Annotated in this window: 21 protein-coding genes; 8 read left to right on the forward strand and 13 right to left on the reverse strand. The window is 43.0% G+C overall.

Going from position 1 to position 24,460, the window contains the following annotated elements; genetic code table 11:
• Positions 1-13 precede the first annotated feature (13 nt).
• The 5 genes from hemB (at position 14) to ACFOWS_RS15680 (ending at position 4,675) form a co-directional block, all read left to right on the forward strand.
• Positions 14-1,003, forward strand: coding sequence for a porphobilinogen synthase (gene hemB, locus ACFOWS_RS15660; protein WP_379766528.1), 990 nt, complete (start codon positions 14-16; stop codon positions 1,001-1,003).
• A 64-nt stretch (positions 1,004-1,067) separates the two neighbouring features.
• Entirely contained in the window at positions 1,068-2,303 is a 1,236-nt protein-coding gene (locus ACFOWS_RS15665) for a serine hydrolase domain-containing protein (RefSeq protein ID WP_379766531.1), read from the forward strand.
• 57 nt (positions 2,304-2,360) lie between these two features.
• Positions 2,361-3,482, forward strand: a complete 1,122-nt coding sequence (locus tag ACFOWS_RS15670) for a CNNM domain-containing protein (protein ID WP_379766534.1) — start codon at positions 2,361-2,363, stop codon at positions 3,480-3,482.
• Complete coding sequence (locus ACFOWS_RS15675) at positions 3,482-3,952, forward strand: methylated-DNA--[protein]-cysteine S-methyltransferase (protein WP_379766537.1); 471 nt, start codon at positions 3,482-3,484, stop codon at positions 3,950-3,952. Before ACFOWS_RS15670 ends, ACFOWS_RS15675 begins: the two co-directional genes overlap by 1 nt.
• Before the next feature lie 9 nt (positions 3,953-3,961).
• Entirely contained in the window at positions 3,962-4,675 is a 714-nt protein-coding gene (locus tag ACFOWS_RS15680; protein WP_379766540.1) for a 3'-5' exonuclease, read from the forward strand.
• Positions 4,676-4,840: 165 nt separating this feature from the next.
• Here the strand turns inward: ACFOWS_RS15680 and ACFOWS_RS15685 are convergent, their stop codons facing one another.
• Complete coding sequence (locus tag ACFOWS_RS15685; protein ID WP_379766543.1) at positions 4,841-7,036, reverse strand: S8 family serine peptidase; 2,196 nt, start codon at positions 7,034-7,036, stop codon at positions 4,841-4,843.
• A gap of 325 nt (positions 7,037-7,361) precedes the next feature.
• Here ACFOWS_RS15685 and hflX point away from each other — a divergent pair, with 325 nt between their 5' ends.
• Positions 7,362-8,573 (forward strand): GTPase HflX, encoded by a 1,212-nt coding sequence (hflX, locus tag ACFOWS_RS15690; RefSeq protein WP_379766546.1) that lies wholly within the window; start codon positions 7,362-7,364, stop codon positions 8,571-8,573.
• Positions 8,574-8,905: 332 nt separating this feature from the next.
• On the opposite strand, the gene ACFOWS_RS15695 is transcribed toward hflX, so the two are convergent.
• Positions 8,906-9,838, reverse strand: a complete 933-nt coding sequence (locus tag ACFOWS_RS15695) for a DUF3078 domain-containing protein (protein ID WP_379766549.1) — start codon at positions 9,836-9,838, stop codon at positions 8,906-8,908.
• Positions 9,839-10,287: 449 nt separating this feature from the next.
• On the opposite strand from ACFOWS_RS15695, the gene ACFOWS_RS15700 reads away from it, so the two are divergent.
• Together ACFOWS_RS15700 and ACFOWS_RS15705 are read left to right on the forward strand one after the other, a co-directional pair.
• The gene (locus ACFOWS_RS15700) at positions 10,288-11,811 is read left to right on the forward strand and encodes an Ig-like domain-containing protein (RefSeq protein WP_379766552.1); all 1,524 of its coding nucleotides are present in this window, start codon (positions 10,288-10,290) and stop codon (positions 11,809-11,811) included.
• A gap of 988 nt (positions 11,812-12,799) precedes the next feature.
• Entirely contained in the window at positions 12,800-14,545 is a 1,746-nt protein-coding gene (locus ACFOWS_RS15705; protein ID WP_379766555.1) for an Ig-like domain-containing protein, read from the forward strand.
• A 712-nt stretch (positions 14,546-15,257) separates the two neighbouring features.
• Here ACFOWS_RS15705 and ACFOWS_RS15710 read toward each other — a convergent pair.
• The 11 genes from ACFOWS_RS15710 to ACFOWS_RS15760 all read right to left on the reverse strand — a co-directional run bounded on the left by ACFOWS_RS15710 (position 15,258) and on the right by ACFOWS_RS15760 (position 24,458).
• On the reverse strand, positions 15,258-15,761 hold the full coding sequence (locus ACFOWS_RS15710) for a DUF2480 family protein (protein ID WP_379766558.1): 504 nt from the start codon (positions 15,759-15,761) through the stop codon (positions 15,258-15,260).
• A gap of 54 nt (positions 15,762-15,815) precedes the next feature.
• Positions 15,816-16,178 carry a four helix bundle protein gene (locus ACFOWS_RS15715; RefSeq protein WP_379766561.1) on the reverse strand — a complete coding sequence of 121 codons (363 nt, stop codon included), beginning with the start codon at positions 16,176-16,178 and terminating at the stop codon, positions 15,816-15,818.
• 123 nt (positions 16,179-16,301) lie between these two features.
• Positions 16,302-16,631, reverse strand: coding sequence for an iron-sulfur cluster assembly protein (locus tag ACFOWS_RS15720; protein WP_379766564.1), 330 nt, complete (start codon positions 16,629-16,631; stop codon positions 16,302-16,304).
• Positions 16,632-16,777: 146 nt separating this feature from the next.
• On the reverse strand, positions 16,778-17,200 hold the full coding sequence (locus ACFOWS_RS15725) for a SufE family protein (protein WP_366586145.1): 423 nt from the start codon (positions 17,198-17,200) through the stop codon (positions 16,778-16,780).
• Positions 17,201-17,272: 72 nt separating this feature from the next.
• Entirely contained in the window at positions 17,273-18,499 is a 1,227-nt protein-coding gene (locus ACFOWS_RS15730) for an aminotransferase class V-fold PLP-dependent enzyme (RefSeq protein WP_379766567.1), read from the reverse strand.
• Positions 18,500-18,525: 26 nt separating this feature from the next.
• Positions 18,526-19,842 carry a Fe-S cluster assembly protein SufD gene (gene sufD, locus ACFOWS_RS15735; RefSeq protein WP_379766570.1) on the reverse strand — a complete coding sequence of 439 codons (1,317 nt, stop codon included), beginning with the start codon at positions 19,840-19,842 and terminating at the stop codon, positions 18,526-18,528.
• Between the two features lie 81 nt (positions 19,843-19,923).
• The gene (gene sufC / locus ACFOWS_RS15740; protein WP_379766573.1) at positions 19,924-20,676 is read right to left on the reverse strand and encodes a Fe-S cluster assembly ATPase SufC; all 753 of its coding nucleotides are present in this window, start codon (positions 20,674-20,676) and stop codon (positions 19,924-19,926) included.
• 108 nt (positions 20,677-20,784) lie between these two features.
• The gene (gene sufB, locus ACFOWS_RS15745) at positions 20,785-22,230 is read right to left on the reverse strand and encodes a Fe-S cluster assembly protein SufB (protein WP_379766576.1); all 1,446 of its coding nucleotides are present in this window, start codon (positions 22,228-22,230) and stop codon (positions 20,785-20,787) included.
• A 28-nt stretch (positions 22,231-22,258) separates the two neighbouring features.
• A complete protein-coding gene (locus ACFOWS_RS15750; RefSeq protein ID WP_379767054.1) occupies positions 22,259-22,627 on the reverse strand; it encodes a four helix bundle protein in 369 nt (122 codons plus the stop codon).
• 40 nt (positions 22,628-22,667) lie between these two features.
• The gene (locus ACFOWS_RS15755) at positions 22,668-22,997 is read right to left on the reverse strand and encodes a HesB/IscA family protein (protein WP_207095928.1); all 330 of its coding nucleotides are present in this window, start codon (positions 22,995-22,997) and stop codon (positions 22,668-22,670) included.
• A gap of 117 nt (positions 22,998-23,114) precedes the next feature.
• Entirely contained in the window at positions 23,115-24,458 is a 1,344-nt protein-coding gene (locus tag ACFOWS_RS15760) for a hypothetical protein (protein ID WP_379766579.1), read from the reverse strand.
• Between the last annotated feature and the right edge of the window lie 2 nt (positions 24,459-24,460).

A 24,460-nucleotide genomic window follows, 5' to 3' on the forward strand; every position in this document is an offset into this window, starting at 1 on the left:
GAAAACTTAAAACATGTACCCACTTATACGAAACCGTCGCCTTCGCACCTCAGAATCCATCCGTAGATTGATTCGCGAAACCCTTGTAACACCAGATGATTTTCTAGTACCGCTTTTTGTGGTGGAAGGAAATGGCATTAAAGAAGAAATTGCTTCAATGCCCAACTATTTCCGGTTGAGCTTGGACAATCTTGAAAAAGAAGTTAAGGAACTCTGGAACATGGGTCTCTGTGCAGTATTACTTTTTGTAAAGGTTGATGATAACCTTAAAGATAACAAAGGAACAGAAGCAATAAACCCGAACGGATTAATGCAACGCGCCATAAAAACGGTAAAAAATGCCTGTCCGCAAATGTTGGTGATGACCGATGTGGCCCTTGACCCCTTTTCCTCCTACGGACATGATGGGATTGTGGCTGAAGGACAAATCTTGAATGATGAAACTACTGAGGTTCTGGCCGAAATGAGCGTATCACACGCCAAAGCTGGCGCCGATTTTGTGGCACCAAGTGATATGATGGACGGTCGAATCCTTACCATTCGTGAAGCTTTGGAGGATGAAGGGTTCACCAATACGGGTATCATGGCCTATTCTGCTAAATATGCCAGTGCTTTTTACGGTCCTTTCCGTGATGCGTTGGATTCAGCACCTGTTGATATTGCCAATGTGCCCAAGGACAAAAAGACGTATCAGATGGATTATGCCAATCGGTATGAGGCTATCAAGGAAACCCAAATGGACATTGACGAAGGTGCCGATATCGTTATGGTAAAACCCGGTCTTTGTTATTTGGATATTGTTCGGGAAATCAAAAACGAGGTAGAGGTACCCGTTGCGGTCTACCAAGTTTCCGGTGAATATGCCATGGTGAAGGCAGCTGCAGAAAAAGGTTGGTTGGATCATGATGCAGTGGTGCTGGAGCAACTCACAGCCATAAAACGGGCCGGTGCGGATATTATCGCTTCGTATTTTGCCAAGGATTTTGTGCGAACTCTTGGATAAATATTTCGCTTTTTCCATGAATAAATTTTTTCTTGCATCTTTTTGCTCTTTCATCTTTTTTCAAATGGGTCATACCCAAAATGAACTCATCCATGCCTACCCTTCCAAATTGGGCTTGGACAGTACTTTTATCTATCAAAAAGTGGATTCCATAATGCTTTTGGGCATAAAAGAGCAGGCCTTCCCCGGAGCACAGCTTTTGGTAGCTAAAAATGATACTGTTGTTTTTCATCAAGCGTATGGTTTTCATACCTATGACAGTCTTCAACCTGTTGCGTTAAATGACCTTTACGACTTGGCATCGGTCACCAAGGTGTTGGGACCACTTCCTGCGCTAATGAAGTTGGTGGACGAGGGAAAACTCGATTTGGACAAACCTTTTAGCACCTATTGGAAACCCTGGAGAAATCGAAAGGATAAAAAAGACCTTACCCTGCGTGAAATATTAAGCCATCAAGCTGGGTTGATTCCCTATATTGTCTTTTTACAAAAAGTCATCAAAAATGGGAAATTGAAAAGTCGGTTTGTTCGAACTACGCCACATAAACGATTTGAAAAACAAGTCTACGACAACCTCTACATCAACCGTCGTTTTGAGCGTAAAATGCACCGAATCATCAATCGCTCAAAGGTCTCCAACGAAAAAAAGTACCTCTATTCCGGTCTATCTTTTCTGATTTTTCCAACCTTGATAGAACAACTCACCCAAACTGATTACCAAACCTATTTGAACAACAATTTCTACAAGCCTTTGGGTTGCCATACCCTGGGCTATTTGCCAAGCCTAAAACAATGGGTAAATCCAATTGTTCCTACGGAAAATGATACCCTTTTTAGAAAAACAGTGGTCAACGGGTGGGTGCACGACGAAAATGCCTCGCTTATGGGTGGCGTTTCAGGTAATGCAGGGTTGTTCGGTACGGCAGATGACCTTGCCAAAATGATGTTGTTCTATCAAAACTTTGGAGCAGCTAACGGAAGGCAGCTCATCTCAAAAGAAACATTCAGGGAGTTTACTGCCGTTCAATATCCCAAAAACAAAAATAGACGGGGACTGGGCTTTGACAAGCCATTGCTAAACAACTCAGAGCTTCCCTTTGAAGAAGCCTACCCTTCACCCTTGGCCAGTCCTACCAGCTTTGGACATTCAGGATTTACAGGGACCTTGGTTTGGGCGGATCCTGAAAACAAGTTGGTTTTTATCTTTCTTTCCAACAGGGTATATCCTTCAAGAGACCATCGAAATTTGTATGATTTGAACATTAGAACTGCCTTAATGGATGTTTTTTACAGAGCATAGAGAATCCCTGATCAAAATTGATTCCTATTCGTTATCTTGGTACTCAAGATTTAGCCTATGGGACTACTCATTTTTTATGCCCTTATTTCCATTTTCTTTTCCTTTCTATGCTCCATTTTGGAAGCCGTACTTTTGAGCATTACCCCTACCTTCATCAACGTTAAAAAACTGGAAGGTAAAGATTACGCCGCTACTTTGGAATCTTTAAAGAAGGATGTGGACAAACCCTTAATTGCCATCCTAACCCTTAACACCGTTGCCCATACGGTAGGTGCCATTTTGGTGGGGGTACAGGCCAAAGTCGCTTATGCCGAACTATATGGTTCAACCCAAAGAACCGTACTAGGATTTCAGTTTACGGAGGATTTAATGGTAGGAATTGTCTCAACTATAATGACCATATTGATTTTGGTCGCTTCGGAAATCATTCCCAAGACTATTGGAGCCACCTATTGGAAACAACTGGCCAACTTTACCGCAAAGGCATTGACCATTATGGTTTTTGTGCTGAAATGGACTGGATTGCTATGGATCCTCCAACTGTTTACAAGATTGATTGGCAAAAAAGGACCTCATGGGAGTGTACTCAGCCGGGAGGATTTTACAGCGATGACCGACATTGCCCACGAAGAAGGTGTTTTTCAAGAATCTGAATCTAAAGTCATCAAAAACCTTTTAAAGTTTGATGAAATCTTGGCGAAAGATGTTATGACACCCAGAACCGTGATGAAAATCGCCTCAGAGGACAAGACTATTAACGATTTTTTTGAAGCCAATCAACCCCTTCGTTTCTCCAGAATTCCGTTGTACAAAGACCGAATGGACAACATTACCGGTTTCTTTTTAAAGGATGAGCTTATGGAAGCCATCATCAACAAAAGAGGTTCGGAAAAACTTTCAACCTTAAAGCGGGAATTATTGGTATCCAACCGAAGCATTCCTATCCCAGAACTTTTTGAGAAGTTTGTGGAAAAAAGAGAGCAGATTTCTTTGGTGGTAGACGAGTATGGTTCGGTAAGTGGGTTGGTGACCATGGAAGATGTCATTGAAACTCTATTGGGTCTGGAGATAATGGACGAAAGCGATAACGTAGAAGACCTTCAAATGTTGGCCAGACAGAACTGGGAGACTCGCGCAAAGCGTTTAGGAATTATTGAAGGTAAGCGTAAACTAAAGTAGTGGAAGTTGCTTATTTACAAACACCTATTGGTTTAGCAGAGTTTCAAGGTGATGAAAATGGGCTTGCCTCCGTATCTGTACTAAACGAAACAAAACCTATTGGTATAATTCCTGAAGTTTTAGAGGATGCCGTGTACCAGTTTCGGGAATATTTTGATGGTACCCGACAGCAATTCGACCTTAAACTTAACCCTATCGGAACCGATTTTCAAAAAAGGGTTTGGGATGCCCTACTTAAAATTCCTTTTGGAAAAACCATTTCTTATTTAGACCTTTCCAAACAACTGGGCGATGTAAAGGCCATACGTGCAGTAGCCTCGGCCAATGGTAAAAATCCGCTCTGGATTGTTGTTCCCTGCCATCGTGTTATTGGGAGCAACGGAGACCTCACTGGATATGCAGGTGGACTGCATAGAAAAAAATGGTTGTTGGAACATGAGAGTCCTGCCAAGCAGACGACGCTCTTTTAATAGTTTACCATGCTTTACAAACTTAACCTGGAACATATCCTTTTTTTGGATATCGAAACTGTACCTCAAAAACCGAGTTTTACTGATTTGGATGAAGTTGCCCAAACCCTTTGGAAACAAAAATCCCAGTATCAGCGCAAAGAAGAGTTTACCGCTGAAGAGTTTTACGAACGAGCCGGTATTTGGGCCGAATTCGGAAAAATTGTCTGCATTTCCGTGGGCTATTTTACGCACAAAGGGGATGTACGCAGTTTTAGAGTCACCTCTTTTCACGGAGACGAAGCTCACATCCTGACCCAATTTAAACAATTGCTGAAGGACCATTTTAGTCAGGCCAAACATCTACTTTGTGCCCATAACGGCAAGGAATTCGACTTTCCCTACATCGCACGCCGAATGGTCATCAATGGCATCAACCTACCCTACAAATTGGACCTTTTCGGGAAAAAACCATGGGAAGTATCCCATTTGGACACTATGGAACTCTGGAAATTCGGGGATTACAAACATTACACATCCCTAAAATTGTTGGCGCATGTATTGGGAATTCCCTCCCCTAAAGAAGATATGGATGGCAGTATGGTCAAAGATGTATTTTACGAGGACAAGGATTTGGACCGCATCATTTCGTATTGCGAGTTGGATGTGGTGACCACGGCCCAAGTTTTTCTTCGCATGCGCAATGAGGCCCTATTATCGGAGGATGAAATCAAGAAGGTTTAAAAATCAATGAAAAATAACAATTTCCAATTGTCATTCTGAGCGGAGCGAAGAATCTGTTGTTTGGCTAAAGTTTAATAGAAAGTAGTTTGACACAAATTGCACGAATGAGCACGAACAAGTCTAGTGTCTTGATTCTTGGATTTGCACTTGAAACTTGAACTTGCATCAGTTTTTATAAAACTTCGTGCTTCTTGCCCCTGCATGATCCTGTACCAACAGCACATACAATCCGGAGGCAAGGGAAGAAACATTGATAGCCTCCTCAACCTTTCCTTTTTTGATGACGTTACCTGAAGTGGTGACAATGGAGTACTGTGCATCAGGGGATAACTGGGCCTGGATGGATAAATAGTTTACCGCTGGATTCGGGTAAACGGACACCTGAAAGTCTTGTGCATAGCTAAACGGTTCGTAAGCAAAGGCTTCCGTTTCCTCCCCATTGAACTCAAACTGGAACACATCCGAAAATTCGGATACAGCATTCTCGGTGCAGATAGAACGGACTTGGACTTCATATACCTTTCCAACTTCCAAGTTGGACAATTCAAAACTGTTTTCCCATACCATTTCACTGTTCCAGAAATCCGAATCAATCGCTTTGTACTGAATCTCAAAAAGGGTTTCATCAGCCTCTGACCAACCTATAGTTGAACTTTCATCGGTTGAAGTCACCAATTCTACTCCAGCAGGAGTTTCAATGGAACACTGTGACACTTGAGCTCCAGAAACAATCAATGAAAAATCCTGAAAACCGTTGGTCAAACTTCCCTTATGGGAAATGGTAATGGTATACTCCCCACTGGCATTTTCAACCTCAACTCTTTCATAGGGGTCTACTGAGTTGTCTCCACGAGTTGCGGCATCCGTCGCCCTTGCCGGATTTAACCTCCAGGGATAATAGACTCCTCCAGCCTTGGTGATTCTAATGTCCAAATCATTCATCAAGGCAGGAGTTGTGCTGTTCATCTCGCCCCTGTTGATATACTCTCCTTCTGGGTCGGTCCATGATAGCGAAGCCACCAAAGACTCGGAACCATTGGCGAACACTGTAAATGAATACGTCTCTCCTTCAGTTAAACTCCCTTCATTTATCAATGTTGTATATTCTTTGTTTTGAAGCACCTCAGCAGCTGCTTTGGCGTTCATTACACCCCATCCCATTTTATAATCAGGGCCTTGGGCATCAACATCATCGGCAGTGTGCAAGGCAAGTCCTTTTAAGGTTGCAGCTTTCATGTACGAACCAAAAAGTTCCTCATGGTATTGTTGTAGCAGCAAAAGTGACCCCGTAACACCTGGTGCGGCCATAGAAGTTCCCGAGGAAGTCTGGTAACTGGTATTGGTTTCTGAGCTTGTAGAGAGAATGTTGGAACCATCCCCGGCCAAATCTGGCTTAATACGGCCATCATCCATCGGTCCGAAACTGCTATACCCAGCCACTTTAGCCTCCTTCAATTCACCTTTGCTACCAATTTCAGTATTGGCACCAGCAATGGTAAGTCCATTTTTAGTAGTAGTGAAGCCCAACAACAAATCGAAACCATCTGCTGTCTTTCCAAAATTAGGAGTGGCATTATCAAACGACTTTTGATTGTTCCCGGCTGCGGTCACCATCAAATAATAAGGTGCGTTGTACATGATACGGTCCCAGTCTTGGGCTACTTTAATATAAGCACCAAAATACCAATCGGGAACGCGATCCGACAAAATTCCGTAGGAATGATTGCTCAACAAAAGTCCATTTGCGGCTGCTTCGGCCACTTCAATCTTATCACGGCTCCAATCATGGGTCAAAGCTTTTGCTCCATAAGCTACGCCCTTTGCACTGGCTTGAACTCCAGAAGATATTAAGTTACCGGTTACCAAAGTAGCGTGTAGACTAATTTCATCCGTGTTGTCTGCATTTACGGAACGAGAATCGAATTCTTGATGGGTTGGTAGTGCAGCACCAGCATCCCAAACCCCTACTTCCATTCCGCTTCCATCCAAACCTAGATTTAAAAGTCCATCTGCGTAAAGCGTGTGCGCCCGTGCAGTTTGTGTAGAAGGGTCATTTAAGGTGGTATAAAAAAGTGGAGTTCCATCGGTGCCGATGTCTTTTAGTTCAATTTCAGAACCATTAACGGATTTTTCACTCCTGTTCCAACCTTTTACTTTTAAAAGTTGTTCTATCTTTTGATTTTTATCTTGATGCTCAACTTCCATTTGAGAAATAATGGAAGCCATTTTACCTTGATTGTAGGTAGACTTAATTTGCTCCTTAGCGTTTCTGGACTGACCAAAAACTGAACAATATCCCAAAAGCATGAAAAAAATGGAGAAGATTGCTGCCTTAGCCCCTATAGGAAACTTGTAGTCCATAATTAAGTTTAGGTAAGATTTGGACTACTAATATAGATGGGTGGACAATATCTATCGGTAAAATCCCATTTTTTTTCGACGAACTACATCGTGTTTTATCATTATCTGTTGTGAAAATTCACTTTTCTGTTGTGTAATAATTTTCCTTCATTCAAAGTTTGCATTCGTACAATGGCTTTTTTGTATTAAACCACAAGCTACATCCAAAGTAGAATGAGCTGAAAATAACAAACAATGCTGCCTTTCTGGATGAAAACGGCATAAATCCCTACCGCCCAAAATCAGCTTCCAAAACATTGCTTAGATTTGCACTTTAATTGATTGTATGCTAGAAAAGAAGACCATAGAGTACGAAAAAGCGGTGCTCATTGGGGTTATCAACCAAAGTCAGGATGAAGAGAAAGTAACCGAGTACTTGGACGAACTGGAGTTTTTGACCTACACCGCAGGAGGTGAGGTTGAAAAACGCTTTGTCCAAAAGGTTGATGTGCCCAATCCCAAGACCTTTATTGGTACCGGAAAAATGGAGGAGGTACGGCAATATGTAAAAGAACATGAAATTGGTTCTGTAATCTTTGATGACGAGCTTACCCCGGCCCAGCAGAACAACATTGAAAAAATATTGCGCTGTAAGATTTTGGACCGAACTGGGCTTATCCTTGATATATTTGCGCAACGCGCCCAAACCAGTTATGCCCGTACCCAAGTAGAACTGGCCCAATACGAATATCTTTTGCCAAGACTGACCGGACTTTGGACGCACTTAGAGCGACAACGTGGGGGTATTGGAATGCGCGGTCCAGGTGAAACCGAGATTGAAACGGATAGGCGTATTGTTCGTGACCGAATTGCTTTGCTCAAGAAAAAATTAGTGAAAATAGACCGCCAAATGGAGACTCAACGTGGCAACAGAGGAGCTTTGGTGCGTGTAGCTTTGATTGGATATACCAATGTGGGAAAATCCACTTTAATGAACGTAATCAGCAAGAGTGATGTGTTTGCCGAGAACAAACTTTTTGCCACTTTGGATACAACTGTTCGGAAAGTGGTCATCGGCAACTTGCCTTTTTTATTGAGTGATACTGTAGGGTTCATTAGAAAATTGCCCACACAACTGGTGGAAAGTTTTAAAAGTACCTTGGATGAAGTTCGTGAAGCGGATTTGTTGCTGCATGTGGTGGATATTTCACATCCCAACTTTGAAGAGCACATTGCCTCAGTGAACCAGATTTTGGATGAAATCAAAAGTTCGGACAAAAAAACCATAATGGTCTTTAATAAAATCGATAAATACACGCCAGAGACCATTGACGAGGATGACCTTGTTACCGAACGTACCTCGGCACATTTCACTATTGACGAGTGGAAAAATACTTGGTTCAACAAAATTGGGGACCGCGCTATTTTTATCTCAGCTTTGAACAAAGAAAATCTGGATGAATTTAGAAAGCGTGTCTACGACGAAGTCCGGGACATCCATGTAACACGCTTTCCGTATAATAACTTTTTGTACCCAGAGCATTTAGATCAGTACTAAATGTTAAAGGCAAAATGCCCTACTTCATCGACGAACTACTTTTGGATGTCCCGTTGCCACAAGTTTTATGCAGTTCACAACAAAAATTTATAGGGTAACCACATAAAAACTACTTTCAAACTGTTTTTAAGCCTGTAGTGTCCACTGGATCTTTATATGATCTTAACCTACTTTGGCCATGGACTTAAAAACATTGAAAAATCATATTTCACCCCACAAAAATGCCCTCAACATTGAGGGCATTTTTTGTAAGATAGATTTTAATTTTGTCACATTGAGCGCAGTCCAAATGTTACAAATCTGAATTCACTCTTGCTGTTTTAGTCAACCTATTAAAACTTATAGCTCAACCCAAGGGTCCAATAGGTTTGCAATTCATTATCAATGGTATCAAATGTAGCCGTTGGGTCTGGAGTGGGTGCATTGTTAACGATATAGTTCAAGGTTTCCTGCTTGTTGTTTCTCAGACCAAAATCGAAACCAACGCCAATCATTTTCCAAAGGGTATAGGAGAACGAATTAATCCAGGTCCAGTTGCTAAGGTTACTGCTTTCATAGCTTTGAAAAAGAGAAAGGTTACTTTTAAAGTTGACCGCTCCAATTTTTTTGGTGTAATCCGCCACAATCTTGGCACCCAAGGAAGACTCAAAAATGGTATCCTCACTGCTGAAGACAAAGTTGTAGTTCAGCGGATGGATAACCACTATCAGGTCAGTAATAGGTGTCCATGTGGCTCCGACACCCAAATCCAGATACCCGGGGTCGTTGAAATTGCTCAAAATGGTGGTACGATACTCTGCCAAGGCCGAAATGGCAAATTTTTCGCTCAACTTTCTACCATATAGTGATGAAATATTGAACACATCAGTGGCCTGCCGGAAGCTATCATCATCTGTGGGGTCGTCCTTATCATCCAACTTTACCCAAGCCAAATTTATGTTCGCTGCATTTCGCCAAAAGAATTTCTCTTCCTGCAAATTGGCATAGGCATTTACCGTAAACCCAATATTTCCAGAAGAGTTGTTGGGAATACCTTGGGCAAACCAATTGTTGAACTGTGATAGACTTCCCCCAATGGTACCAAAGGCCCCAATCTTCCAGCCGGGTAGGGCATCCAATTGGGCTTGAAGCGCATCAACACGCCCTTGAATGGCGGCAATGGAATCTTTTTTGGGTCCCATCTCGGCTTTGATCTCTTCAGCGGTTTGTGCATGGGTCGAAACAAGAGTCAAAAAGACCCCTGCCATAAAAAGTAGCTTTTTCATAGTATGGAGTTTCGTGTTTAGACCCCAAAAGTAAGAAATGTCACCATTTTTTTCTGCACTATGCCACAGTACTTGAAACTTGTGTTCCCAAAAACCTCATCCAAAAATAGATATTTCAGTCGCAAGCTCCTTCAATATGTCAATAGGATAATGTAGCTGTCATTTCTTGTCTCATGTCTATTGTTTATCGTCTATTCTCTGAAAAGAGATTTCTCAATCGCTACGCTCATTTCGAAATGACGGTTCGTTTGTCATTTTGAGTGGTTGCCAAAGGCAAAAGCGAAGAATCTCTTTCTCTGACCACTGACTTCTGACTTCCGACTATCGCCTACATTTTCTATCACTAATTGGCCATCCATCAACCCAAAAAGGGCATAGGTAAGATCACCTCCTTAGTTAACCTAACAATGAAGCATCTTGCAATGTTTAAATCAAAATAGTAAACAAAGATGAAAACTAGAAATATGTTATTTGGAGCTATTGCTATGATCCTATTATGGTCCTGCGAGCCCAACGAACCAGATTCCATTTATGTAAACACCGCCCCAGTAATCAAAGATCAAAGTTTTAGTGTTGAAGAAGATGTTTCGGACACCTATATCATCGGAACAGTGACCGCTACAGATGAAGTAGATGAGGATAAAATTACCTTCAGCATTAAAGAGGATGAAGGTGGACTTTTTGAAATAACCCCCTCTGGAGACCTAAGTCTGCTCATAGCCAAGACGCTTGATTATGATGTAGCAAAACAACACACCATCATCGTTAGAGCGTTTGATGGCATTGTAGGCCGTTCTGCGCAAATCACAATTAATGTGACAAAACCTTCGCCAACTATTACACTGGACCTAGAGTCTGTGGAACTTTATACCGGCGAAATGGCTGTGCTAACCCCTACCACAACCAATGCCGAAGAACTTTCCGTGACATGGGCATCAAACAACGAGACTGTGGCAACGGTGGATGATGAAGGCAATATAACCGCCCTAAATGCGGGTACTGCCATGATTACGGCCACCTTAGGCAATGTCTCTGCTACGACCACTGTGACCGTGAACCCCAATGTATATATTGCCGGTTATGACCTTTCTGGAAACAACGATGTAGCCGTGCTATGGAAAAATGGTGTAGCAACACCACTAACCGATGGTTCCAGTAATGCTCAGGCCACTTCTGTTTTCGTAGATAAGGATAACAATGTATATGTGGCCGGGTATGCCTTTATCAATGGAGTGCGAACCGCACTGCTATGGAAAAATGATAACCCCCCAATTGTGCTTTCTGATGGAAACGGGGATGGGGCACTAGCCTATTCCGTTTTTGTCAACGACAATGGGATAACCTTTGTTACCGGATACCAGGTTGGCAATGGGGTACGAAATGCAATGTTATGGCGAAACCAAGTGGCCAACGTTTTGTCAGACGGCACCAGCAGTGCGGATGGTTTTGAGGTTTATGTTGATGGAGATGACGTTTATGTGGCAGGAACCCAGTTCCTCAACGGAATCAAGGTGGCCAAGCTGTGGAAAAATGATGAGGAAATTGACTTAAGCGATGGTTCTTTCGATGCGGAAGCGCATTCCGTATATGTGAACAATGGCAATGTTTATGTGGCTGGCATGCAAGATTTTGGCGGTTCTAAAGCAACCTTATGGGAAAACAATCAAGCCACAACCCTTACCAATGTAAATTTGGGCTTGGCGAATTCCGTGACCGGAAATGGGACTGATATCTATGTAGGCGGGACACAAACGTCCTCCCAAGTTCTAGTAAATTTAGCAACATTATGGACCAATGGTTCGGCTACAACCTTTGGTTCAACCTCTGTAAGATCGGTATTTGTGCATGGAACAGATATCTATTTGTCCGGTTATCGGGTTGAAAACGGAACTGAGCAGGCCACATTTTGGATCAATGGTGAATTCACCCCCCTTGGGTTTTCAGGTTTTGGAGAATCTATTTTTGTAAAATAGAGCAAACCGGTAATTTTAAATAAGGCCCGGCCTTTTGGTCGGGTTTTCCATGTTCCCACGAAAGTGGGAATCCATTCCCGCGTGCTTCGGCTACGCTCAGTAACCATGCGGGATTCTGTTCCACGTACTTCGGCTCCCTGTCCTGTTGTGCTTCGACTCCGCTCAGCACCCGGGACACTCAGCACCCAGTGGAAATCTCATGTCTCTTGTATCACGTCTATCTTCTATAATCTATTGTCTAAAAATGAGATTTCTCAATCGTCCCGATGGCTATCGGGACTCATTTCGAAATGACGGTTTGTTTGTCATCCTGAGGGGTTGCCAAAAGCAAAAGCGAAGAATCTCTAGCAAGGTATAATTTAGGTCGTTAAAGAGCCGACACCAATTGCGCAAATGAACACGAATGTCTTTTGCGAGTAATAATCTTAGGTCCCCCCGCCCTTCACCATTTACCCTTCACCCAAAATGAGATTTTTCAGTCGCAAGCTCCTTCAAAATGACAATGGAGACAATGTAGTTGAGGTGTAGTTGTCATTTTCTTATCTCACGTCTATTTTCTATCGTCTATCATCTGGAAAGAGATTTCTCAATCGCTGCGCTCATGTCGAAATGACTCTATTGCCCATTGCTAATTGTTTATTGTCAATTGAAATCTCCCTGTCATTCTGAGCGGTTGCCACAGGCAAAAGCGAAGAATCCCTTTTCACCTTCTGACTTCCAACTTCCGACTATCTGCTAAAATGACATTTCGAAACAACAAAGATTCACCTTCACTTAATTGGTTCTCGACTGCGCCTGTCTGCCGACAAAGGCAGGCTCGAACTGACATCTGACTGCTGACATCTGACTTCCGACCTCTGACTTCTCACTTGCACCCTCTGATTGTCAACACCTTATCCGTCAACCCAAACAGGGCATCCGTAAATTGCCCCCCTTTCCTTCCTTGTTTTTCCACGTTCTTGCCACCCTAACTTATAAAATTACAATCATGAAAAAAATTGTCTTTTTGACTTCTCTTTTTGTCGCCTTGGTCATCGGTTTCTTATCCTGCTCCAAGGACGACGGCCCCTCCACTCCTGAAGAAGGAGCGCCCAAAATCACTGGGTTTACCCCAACATCGGGGCCCGTGGGCACCTTGATCACCATTAACGGTACGGATTTTGGCGCTACTGCTGCCGCCAATACTGTAAAGATAGGTGCAGCTACCGCTACAGTGACCAGCGCCTCCGCAACACAGATTACCGCCACCGTGCCCCAAGGGGCCACTACGGGGGCCGTTAGCGTTACCGTGGGTGGAAAGACCACAACGGGCAACAGCTTTACCGTGACCACCGAGTCTGCTATAGAGGTGGTGTTGGACAACAGTACACTTACCCTATACCCCTTTGCGCAATATGCGCAATCCCTTAGCGTAACCTCCGACATTGGCGGCAACACCATTTCATGGACCAGTAGCGATACCAGCGTGGCCACCGTGGACCAAAACGGGTTGGTGACCCCCTTGGCCGTGGGCACCACCACCATTACCGCTACCGTGGCGGGCGTCTCGGCCAGTGCCACCGTTACCGTGGCCGATGGCCCCGTGACCTCCCTCATCTTGGACAATGATGCGCTGGAACTCTCCTCTGGAGGGTCTGCCCAAATTACCATTGCCACCTTGGAGGCGGACGTGGAACAAACGGGCGACCCCGTATGGAGCTCAGATGATGAGACCGTGGCCACCGTGGACCAACAAGGTAATGTGACCGCCGTAGGTGCAGGTACAGCCACCATTACCGTAACCGTGGATAATGCTTCTGCCTCGCTTACCGTGACCGTGAACCCAACGGTCTATGTGGTTGGCTATGGTGCTACAGTTTGGATCAATGGGGAAGAAACCAGTCTGCCATTCCAAGGAGAAGATGGGGCTAAAACCAATGATATATTTGTGACGGACAATGGCGATGTATACGTAGCAGGAATAGATTATGAAACTGAGAATGCTGTACTCTGGGTAAATGGTGTGCAGCAAACACTGTCAGCAAATTTAAACAGCGAAGCACTTTCCGTTTTTGTGACCGAAAATGGGGATGTCTATGTTGCTGGAGTTGATATCATCAATAATATGGAAGTAGCCACACTATGGTTAAACGGAACAGCACAAATTCTTAGTGATGAAAGCAGTTTGTCCGCTGGCGCACACTCTGTCTTTGTGGCAGACAATGGAGATGTTTATGTGGCCGGAGTGGAAATAAAAAATGGAGTAGGACGAGCTACACTTTGGGTGAACGGAACTGTAACACCCCTTAACGATAACACGAGCTCAGCAACTGCAAATTCCGTTTTTGTTAAAGATAATGTCTATGTGGTTGGCGAGGAAATCGAATTCTTAAATAATAAATACGTCGCAACCCTTTGGGTAAATGGTGTAACAGAGTCCCTTTCTGATGGAATCAACGGTGCAAAAACCTCTTCCGTTTTTGTAACCGACAACGGGGATGTGTATGTCGCTGGCTATCAGGAAATAAACGGGAATGATGTAGCTACCCTTTGGGTGAACGGAACGGCAACACCTCTTACTGATGGTTCTTCAGATGCAGAGGCCAGGTCTGTTGTTGTGGATGGTAATGGCAATGTTTACGTTGTTGGAGGAGTCACGAATGGGGTTGATATTTTGCCAACTCTTTGGGTAAATGGTGAACCCACAACACTATCCGATGCTGATAGTACCGCAAAATCTGTTTTTGTAAAATAAGAATTCCAAACATTTAGTTTTGGATATGAACCCGGCCTTTTGGTCGGGTTTTTTATTCCCACGTGCTTCGGCTACGCTCAGCAACCAGATGGGGACCTCTCATATCTCTTGTCTCACGTCTATCTTCTATGGTCTATCATCTGGAAAGAGATTTCTCAATCCCCCCGATAGCTATCGGGACTCATTTCGAAATGACGGTTCGTTAGTCATTCTGAGGGGTTGCCAAAGGCAAAAGCGAAGAATCTCTAGCAAGGTACAATTTAGGTAGTTAAAGAGCCGACACCAATTGCACAAATGAACACGAATTCTTTTGCGAGTTTCGATTTCCAGTGACCAATCCCTTACCCATTTACCCTTTGCCCAAAATGAGATTTTTCAGTCGCACGCTACTTCAAAATGACAATGGGGACATTGTAGTTGAGGTGTAGTTGTCATTTTCTTGTCTCACGTCTATTTTCTATCGTCTATCATCTGGAAAGAGATTTCTCAATCGCTGCGCTCATGTCGAAATGACTCTATTGCCCATTGCTAATTGTTTATTGTCAATTGAAATCTACCTGTCATTCTGAGGGGTTGCCAAAGGCAAAAGCGAAGAATCTCTTTTCTCACTACCCACTATCTGCTAAAATGACATTTCGGAATAATAAAGATTCACCTTCACTTAATTGGTTCTCGACTGCGCTCGAACTGACACCGGACTTCTGACTTCTAATTACTTCCTTTTATACAACGGTACAGAAGAACACGCCTCGCCATACATGACACTCATGGCCACAGGTTGTATTTTTTCAATAGCCATAAGGTAGGCATTTTGGGGAACGGGTTTGTGGGAGCATCCTTTAATGATCACGGGCTTGTCCGCGTAGGGGGAAACATCCAAAGTATCCAAAACAGCTTGGTAAAGTGCGGTCTCCAAATCCTCCAAATTCCCCACCACCACTTTTTTGGCATAGGGTTGAAGTTGAGAGGCCACCAACATGAACGCCCATCCGGGTACAATGGCATCTGTGGAACACTGTAAGGCTACATAACAGTCTTGATATTCTGACCAATCGTGGGTGTCCACATGGTTTCTAAACTCCTTTTCCCGTAAAATAAAGCCTTCATGCAACCAGTCCTTAATATCCAGCACCTTTCGCTCCCCTTTGGGATACAATTCCTCTAGATCAAAAGTGACCAGTTTGCTTTGGGCTACTCTGTTTATTATTTCAGACATAAGATTTCAGTTTTCTGATATCAGATATCCGACGGTTGATATCTGAAAAATCAATCATTTTTTGTTTTCTAAATGCTTTATCAATCCATGAAGTGTCTTGGAAATTTCATCACAAAGTTGGTAAACTTTATCAAATAACTCCATGTCAATATAACAAATGTCCAAAGCTAAATATAGCTGGGACTTAACCTCGTAACACGATGCTTTGGCCACATTCAAAAAATAAATGAACTCTTTATTTGTTTTTCTTCCATACCCTTCTGCAATATTAGAGGAGATGGAAATGGACGCCCTTCTAATTTGGCCTCGCAAAACAAAATCACGTTGAAAACCAGTATCAGATGTAATCTTATAAATTTCTTTGTTGAGCTCTCTAGCTATCTTCCAAGAAATAATCTGTTCAAACCCCTTATCCATAATAGTACTTACTATTTTAGATATCCGAGGTTATGATATCTTCCTTATAAAATTCTATATTTCAAATGATTCGTAAACCTAGAACTCTTGTATCTGACATCTGAGCTCTGACATCTAAAAAAACTACAACAGCCCAAGTTCCAACTTCGCCTCCTCACTCATGAGCTCTTGGGTCCAAGGGGGGTCAAAGGTGATTTCCACTTCCACGTCCTTGAGTTCGTCCAACGATTTTACCTTTTCCTCTACCTCCACAGGCAAGCTTTCTGCAACTGGACAATTGGGCGAAGTCAGGGTCATCAAAATTTTTACATCATACTCCTCGTTTACGAATACATCGTAAATCAAGCCCAACTCATAAATGTCCACAGGAATTTCTGGGTCATAAATGGTCTTGAGAACCTTTACTATTTTTTCTCCCAAGTCTTGGGTATCTATGGTGATTTCTTCGCTCATTTTTTTAGTTTAACATACTCCCCTAATAATACAACATGGGTGTAATTGTCAGGCCTAGCGCAGTCGAGACCTTATTGAAACTTCAAATTTTTAATGCCCTCTCGACTGCGCTCGAGGTGACGGATTCTGTATCTATTGAACCAAAGTTAGTTTAATTGGGTTTGGTAAGCTACAGCATACAACTTCAGTTGCTTTACCATACTAACCAATCCATTGGCGCGGGTTGGGGACAAATGCTCTTTTAAACCAATTTCATCAATGTAGCTTGTATCAGCATCGATGATGTCCTGCGGTTTTTGATTGCTGAACGCCCTGATCAAAATGGCAATTATTCCTTTGGTGATAATGGCATCGCTATCTGCCGTGAACACCAATTTGTCGCCATCCAGCTCGGCATGTACCCAAACCTTGCTCTGGCAACCTTTAATGAGGTTGTCATCGGTTTTGTATTGTTCCTCGATTAAGGGAAGGGATTTACCCAGTTCTATCATGTATTCGTAGCGCTGCATCCAGTCATCGAATAGGGAGAACTCATCAATAATCTCTTCCTGTATTTCTTGTATGGTCATGCGTCAGATTTCTTCAAAAGTACAACTCGGAAAGGTGCTTATCAAGTCTTTAAGATAAAGATAACGAATCGGTTATTCCAACATGCCTTTAGCACGTTTTACGCCTGCCACCAACTTGTCCACTTCTTCTTTTGTGTTATAAAAACTGAAACTGGCCCGTACCGTACCCGGAATTTTGTAAAAGTCCATGATTGGCTGCGCACAATGGTGACCCGTTCGCACAGCAATACCCAATTTGTCCAATATGGTGCCGATGTCATAGGGGTGGATTCCTTCTATATTGAACGAAATCACCGAAGTCTTGCGTTGGGCCGTACCGTAAATCTTAAGACCTTCGATACTCAAGAGTTGTTGGGTCGCGTACGCTACGAGCTCATCCTCGTATTGGGTAAGCGCTTCAAACCCGATGCCGTTCATATAATCCAGTGCAGCACCAAAAGCAATTCCTCCGCAAATGTTGGGCGTTCCCGCTTCAAACTTATGGGGTAGATCGGCATAGGTGGTCTTTTCAAAAGTAACCTCCGCAATCATTTCTCCCCCTCCTTGATAGGGTGGCAATTTCTTCAACCATTCCTCTTTTCCGTACAATATGCCCACACCGGTTGGGCCACACATTTTATGAGCCGAAACCACATAAAAGTCCACATCCAAAGCTTGTAAATCGGGTTTGATATGGGCAGCGGCCTGTGCGCCGTCAATCAAAACGGCAGCGTCTACGTTGTGGGCTGCCTCAATAATTTCTTCAATGGGGTTAATGGTGCCCAAAGCATTTGAAACATGATTGCAGAACACCAATTTTGTCCTATCGGATAACAGTTTATGGTATTCCTCCATCACCAACTCGCCATCCAAATTCATGGGAATCACCTTTAGGTTCGCTCCCGTACGTTCACATAACATTTGCCACGGTACAATGTTGGAATGGTGCTCCATGGCGGATACCATAACCTCATCCCCCTTTTTTAAAAAGGAAGAAAAACCAGTGGCCACCAAATTGATGCCATGCGTGGTACCCGAAGTAAAAATAACTTCTTTGGGTGTAGCAATATTGAAATGCTCCTGAATTTTCTTTCGGGCCATTTCATAGGCATCGGTAGCTTCTTGGGAAAGGCTGTGCACCCCGCGGTGGATGTTGGCATTGTATCCTTGGTAATAGTCCACAATAACATCTATGACCTGTTGTGGCGTTTGCGAAGTTGCCGCATTGTCCAGATACACCAAAGGTTGCCCATTGACCTTTCGGTTGAGGATGGGAAAATCCTTTCGAATAGTGGCTATATCAAGTGAGGTTTGTATCATGGTTATCCCATTATGGGTTGTAGTGATTAAAGCTCAAACCCAACACGAACCCCAAGTTTGCCGGCGATAATCTTGTTGATACGCACCTTTAGTTCAGGAATTCGGACACTTTCCAAGACATTGTTGGCAAAAGCGTACATCATTAAAGCAGTGGCCTCCTTTTTAGGAATTCCCCTTGACCTTAAGTAGAATAACGCTTCTTCATCCAACTGACCAATGGTACATCCGTGGGAACATTTTACATCATCCGCAAAAATTTCCAATTGGGGTTTTGAGTTGATTGTGGCCTTGTCACTGATCAAAATGTTGTTGTTCTGCTGGAAGGCATCTGTTTTCTGGGCAATCTTGTCCACTACGATTTTTCCATTGAAGACTCCTGTGGAACGTTCCCCAAAAATTCCTTTGTAATCTTGATGGCTCTCGCAATTGGGTTGGGCATGGTGTACCAAAGTGTGGTGGTCCACATGCTGTTTTTCACCTAAAATGGTCACACCTTTCAAAGTAGAATCAATGCGTTCCCCATCTTGATAGAAGTTCAAATTGTTTCGGGTCAATTTTCCACCGAAGGAGAAGGTATGTACCCGAACCACACTGCTATCCTTTTGTGAAATATAGGTGTTGTCCACCAAGGAAGCATTGTTATTATCATTCTGAACCTTGTAGTAGTCCACAATGGCATCTTTGGCTGCAAAAATCTCCGTCACACAATTGGTGAACACCTCATTCTCTGTTAAACTTTGGTGGCGCTCGATGATTTGCACTTCCGCATTTTGCTCAGCAACGATCAGGTTTCTGGGCTGTAACATCAGTGCGGCCTCATTTCCCGTGGCCAAATGCAAAATTTGGATGGGCTTTTTGGGCATTTTGTTCTTTGGGATGTAGATATAAGCGCCCTCCCTGCAAAAAGCGGTGTTCAACGTAGTCAACGACTCATCTTTGGAAGCTGCTTTGTTGAAGTAAACATCGAGAACCGGACGGAACATGGGTTTGCTGAACGCAGAACTCATCAAACAAATGTCAACCACATCATGGGTTGTTTCCGATAGATATGAGCTGTATACCCCATCTACAAAAACAATCTTGTAGGTATCAATCTCATGCAAAAAATACTTCTTGATGTCCTTATACTCCAAGGTGTTTTCCTGCTTTGGAAAAATGCTGAAGTCCACTTTTTGCAAGCTGTTCAGTGATGTATATTTCCAAGCTTCCTCTTTTTTGGAGGGAAACCCTTTTTCCTCAAAATTTTTGATGGCCTCAGAACGTACTTCATGAACCGGATGGTTCAAATCCATAGTGTTTTCAAAAGCCAAAAAAGATGAGAGTAGTTTATCTTTTAAATCCATTTCTTATTCAGTTGTCAGTTCTCAGTTGTCAGTTCTCAGTACTCCAAAATCTGATGTCCGATATCTGAAATCATATCTCTTTTATACCGCAGCCTCCTGCTTTATCCAGTCGTATCCTTTTTCTTCCAATTCCAAGGCCAATTCCTTGGTACCGGATTTCACGATTTTACCATCATGCAATACGTGTACGAAATCTGGAACGATGTATTCCAACAAACGCTGATAGTGGGTAATCACGATTATTGCGTTGTCCTTACCTCTTAATTTATTGACCCCGTTGGCCACAATACGCAAAGCGTCGATATCCAATCCGGAATCGGTCTCATCCAAAATGGCCAGTTTGGGTTCCATCATGGCCATTTGGAAAATTTCGTTTCGTTTTTTCTCACCCCCAGAGAATCCTTCGTTCAAGGAACGGGACAAAAATTTGCGGTCAATGTCCAATAATTGGGATTTTTCACGAATCAATTTCAGCATTTCATTGGCGGGCATATCTTCCATGCCTCGTCCTTTCCTGGATTCGTTAATCGCCGTTTTAATGAAATTGGTCACGGACACCCCAGGAATCTCAACCGGGTATTGAAAAGATAGAAAGATGCCTTTGTGTGCTCTTTCCTCAGGAGCCATCTCTTCCAAATCCTCGCCTTCCAAATAAATGTTTCCTTTTTTTATCTCGAATTCTTCCTTTCCGGCAATGACTTCGGCCAAGGTACTTTTTCCTGAACCGTTGGGTCCCATGATGGCGTGTACCTCTCCTGCATTGACCTCAAGGTTGATACCCTTAAGGATTTTTTTATCGTCTACGCTTGCGTGTAAATTATTAATCTTTAGCATTTTCAAAAAGTTGTATTCTTTAATTTGAATTATATGATTTCGTCTACGCTCAATCAACCTTTGAAAGGTAGCTGAGCGCCCGCCTGCCGGTCGGGCAGGAAGTCGAAGCTATCCTACAGAACCTTCTAGACTGATTTCCAATAATTTTTGAGCCTCTACGGCAAACTCCATGGGGAGTTTGTTCAAGACTTCCTTGCTAAAACCATTCACGATCAATGCAATGGCTTTCTCTGTATCAATACCCCGTTGGTTACAATAAAAAATTTGATCTTCTCCGATTTTACTGGTCGTGGCCTCATGCTCAATCTGAGCTGTTTTGTTCTTCGCCTCAATATAAGGGAAGGTGTGGGCGCCACATCGGTTGCCCATCAAAAGGGAGTCGCATTGTGAAAAGTTCCGTGCATTTTCTGCCCTACTGTTCACCTGCACCAATCCCCGATAGCTGTTTTGTGATTGTCCCGCAGAAATACCTTTGGAAATGATAGTGCTCCGGGTGTTTTTCCCCAAATGAACCATCTTGGTACCGGTATCCGCTTGTTGAAAGTTGTTGGTCACGGCAATGGAATAAAATTCTCCGATGGAGTTGTCACCCTTCAAAATGCATGAAGGGTATTTCCAAGTAACGGCCGAACCGGTTTCTACCTGAGTCCAAGAGATTTTGGCGTTCTTTTCGCAAAGACCACGTTTGGTCACAAAATTGAAAACACCACCTTTACCTTCTTTATCGCCAGGGAACCAGTTTTGGACTGTTGAATATTTTATTTCGGCATTGTCCAAGGCGATGAGTTCCACTACGGCAGCGTGCAATTGGTTTTCATCGCGCATGGGGGCGGTGCAACCTTCCAAGTAACTTACGTAGCTACCCTCCTCGGCAATGACCAAGGTTCGCTCGAACTGACCAGTTCCTGCCTGATTGATTCTGAAGTAGGTGGAGAGTTCCATTGGGCAACGCACTCCTTTTGGAATATAGCAGAAAGAGCCATCCGAAAAGACTGCGGAATTCAAAGCCGCATAAAAATTATCTTTTTTGGGAACTACGGTGCCGATATATTTCTTCACCAACTCTGGGTGTTCTTGAATCGCTTCAGAAATGGAGCAGAAAATAATACCCTTTTCCGCCAAGGTCTTTTTGAAGGTCGTAGCCACGGAAACGGAATCCATTACAATGTCCACGGCCACTCCAGCCAATTTCTTTTGCTCATCCAAAGAGATGCCCAACTTTTTGAAGGTGTCCAATAATTCTGGATCCACCTCGTCCAAACTATTGTATTTGGGTTTCTTGTTGGGTGCGGAGTAATAGGAGATATCCTGAAAATCGGGCTTCTTGTATTTTACATTCGCCCATTCTGGTTCTTCCATTTTCTGCCATTCACGGAAAGCTTCCAATCGCCACTCCGTCATCCAATCCGGTTCTTCCTTCTTTTTGGAAATGGCAATAACGATGTCCTCGTTCAGACCCTTGGGCAAGGTGTCCGATTCTATATCTGTGTAGAAACCATACTCGTATTCCTTGGTTTCCAGTTCTTTTTTTAATTCTTCCTCAGTATACGCCATAATTCTTTTAAGTTAAGTAGCTAAAAAGTCAAAATTCGCTTCGCTTTTTAATGTACTTGATATAATTTGCCAACTGTTTGGAGATATTGATTACCTGTTTTTTGTAATCGCCCAATTCGTCAGCGTTGAAATACCTTATCTCTTCCATTAAGTTAAAAAGATTTCTAACTTCTCCGGCACTACCTTTAGAGAAATAAAGGAATCTTATCAACTCTTTGTCTGTTTCCCTTTCAAATCCCTCAGAAATATTGTTTGATATTGAAATGGTTGCTCTTCTCACTTGATCGACCATCGCAAAATCTTCTTTCAAAGGGCTTTTCTTCAATAAATCATAAACTTGGGCCGTAAACTTTACTGTTGCTTTGTAAACCTCCAAGTCTTCAAAAGAGCTATACATCTTCAATTTTACCTTTTGCTGCTTCGCTCTTTAACTCATTTTACAATGAAAAACTCTCCCCACAACCGCAGGTACGCTGTGCATTGGGGTTGTTAAAGACAAAGCCTTTTCCGTTCAATCCCCCAGAATATTCCAATGTAGTGCCCACTAGGTATAAAAAGCTCTTTTTATCTACAATGATGCGCACGGCATTATCTTCAAAAACCTTATCTGAATCAGCAGCTGTTTTATCAAATTTCAATTCATAGGACAAACCGCTGCACCCTCCACTTTTAACACCTACACGCACAAAATCTGTGCTCGCATCAAAACCTTCCTCGGTCATGAGCGACACTACTTTCTGCTTAGCTGTTTCTGAAACTTTAATCATCTTAACTGGATTTGTTCTAAATAGCCCACAAATATACTGTATAAGTAGGGTTTTACCATGAATCCTAACATTATAATAACGAATATGTTCATAGGGGTTTTCTATGGAACAAAATGGCTATTTCAGTTTAATGACCACGAGGTCGGTCATTCCTTTAGGGGCAATGCTTGAAAAGTCACTACTGGCCGCTTCTCCAACCAGAACAATACTGCCGTCTGCGCTATACGCAACGTCAAAACCAAAGTCCAAACCGGAGCCTCCAAAAGATTTTTGATGGGTTAGATTTCCTTCGCTATCTGTTTTAATGAACCAGAGATCATTTTCACCTTTATTTTCAGTGGCATCACCGTCCATACTTTTGGAATTCCCGGCAATTACAAAACCGCCTTCAGGTGTGATATCAAGTCCTTTGGCATCATCGAACTCTGACCCGCCAAAAGTTTTTTCCCAAAGCAGGTTTCCGTCATCATCAATTTTAATGAGCCACACATCAGACTCACCGTGATTTCTGGAAACATCGGTGTCAGTGCTGAAGGTATGTCCCAAAATTGCATAGTTTCCATCAGGTGTTTTTTTGATGTCGTAGGAAACCTCAATACCCGTTCCGCCAAAGGATTTTTCCCATAACAAAGTGCCGTTCTCATCGATTTTAACCACCCAAAAATCGTAACTGCCCTTAGTGTTTGAAATATCAAAATCATCGCTTTCTGAAAAGCCGGACATCACAAATCCGCCATCATCTGCCTGTACCACAGCATGGGCGCGATCGTTGTTGGTGCCTCCAAAATAACGGCGCCATTGCAAGTTACCTTCCGAGTCGATTTTAGTCCCCCAAAATTCTCCAACCCCGTGTCGGGTATGTGATGTTGATCCTTTTCCAAAATTACCCTCGCCATTGGATAAGGTCACATCCAAAAAGCCAGCAAAAAAGAAACCGCCATCCGAGGTCTGAACCAAATCATAGCAATGATCATGTCCTGCAAATCCAAAACTTCGCTCCCATAAAATAGTACCAGATGCATCCAAACGAAGAATCCAATTATCATGGAAACCTTCATTATTGCTTCCATCTCCATCATCACTCATGGCATATCCCACAATAACATAGCCGCCATCAGTGGTCTGGATTATGGATTGCCCACGATCGTCCTTGGTGCCCCCATAGGTTTTGCTCCATTGTAGATTGCCTTCGGCATCCAACTTTAACAGCCAATAATCGTTTACAGCCAAGATTTTTTCAGCCAAATCGCCATCTGTACTGTTACTATACCCCAAGATGGCATAGCCACCGTCCATTGTTTGGATAATGGACTGGCCTGTTTCCTCTCCAGAACCACCAAAACTTTTTATCCATTCTACTTCTCCTAAAAAAGGGATTTCCATTTCTGGAACTGGGGAGGTATCATCCTCAGAACATGACCAAAGACCCATAAAAATCAAATAAACCAGTATCTTTTTCATGG

Origin of the sequence: Flagellimonas marina (assembly GCF_042651185.1) — a bacterium.
Classification (GTDB): domain Bacteria; phylum Bacteroidota; class Bacteroidia; order Flavobacteriales; family Flavobacteriaceae; genus Flagellimonas; species Flagellimonas marina.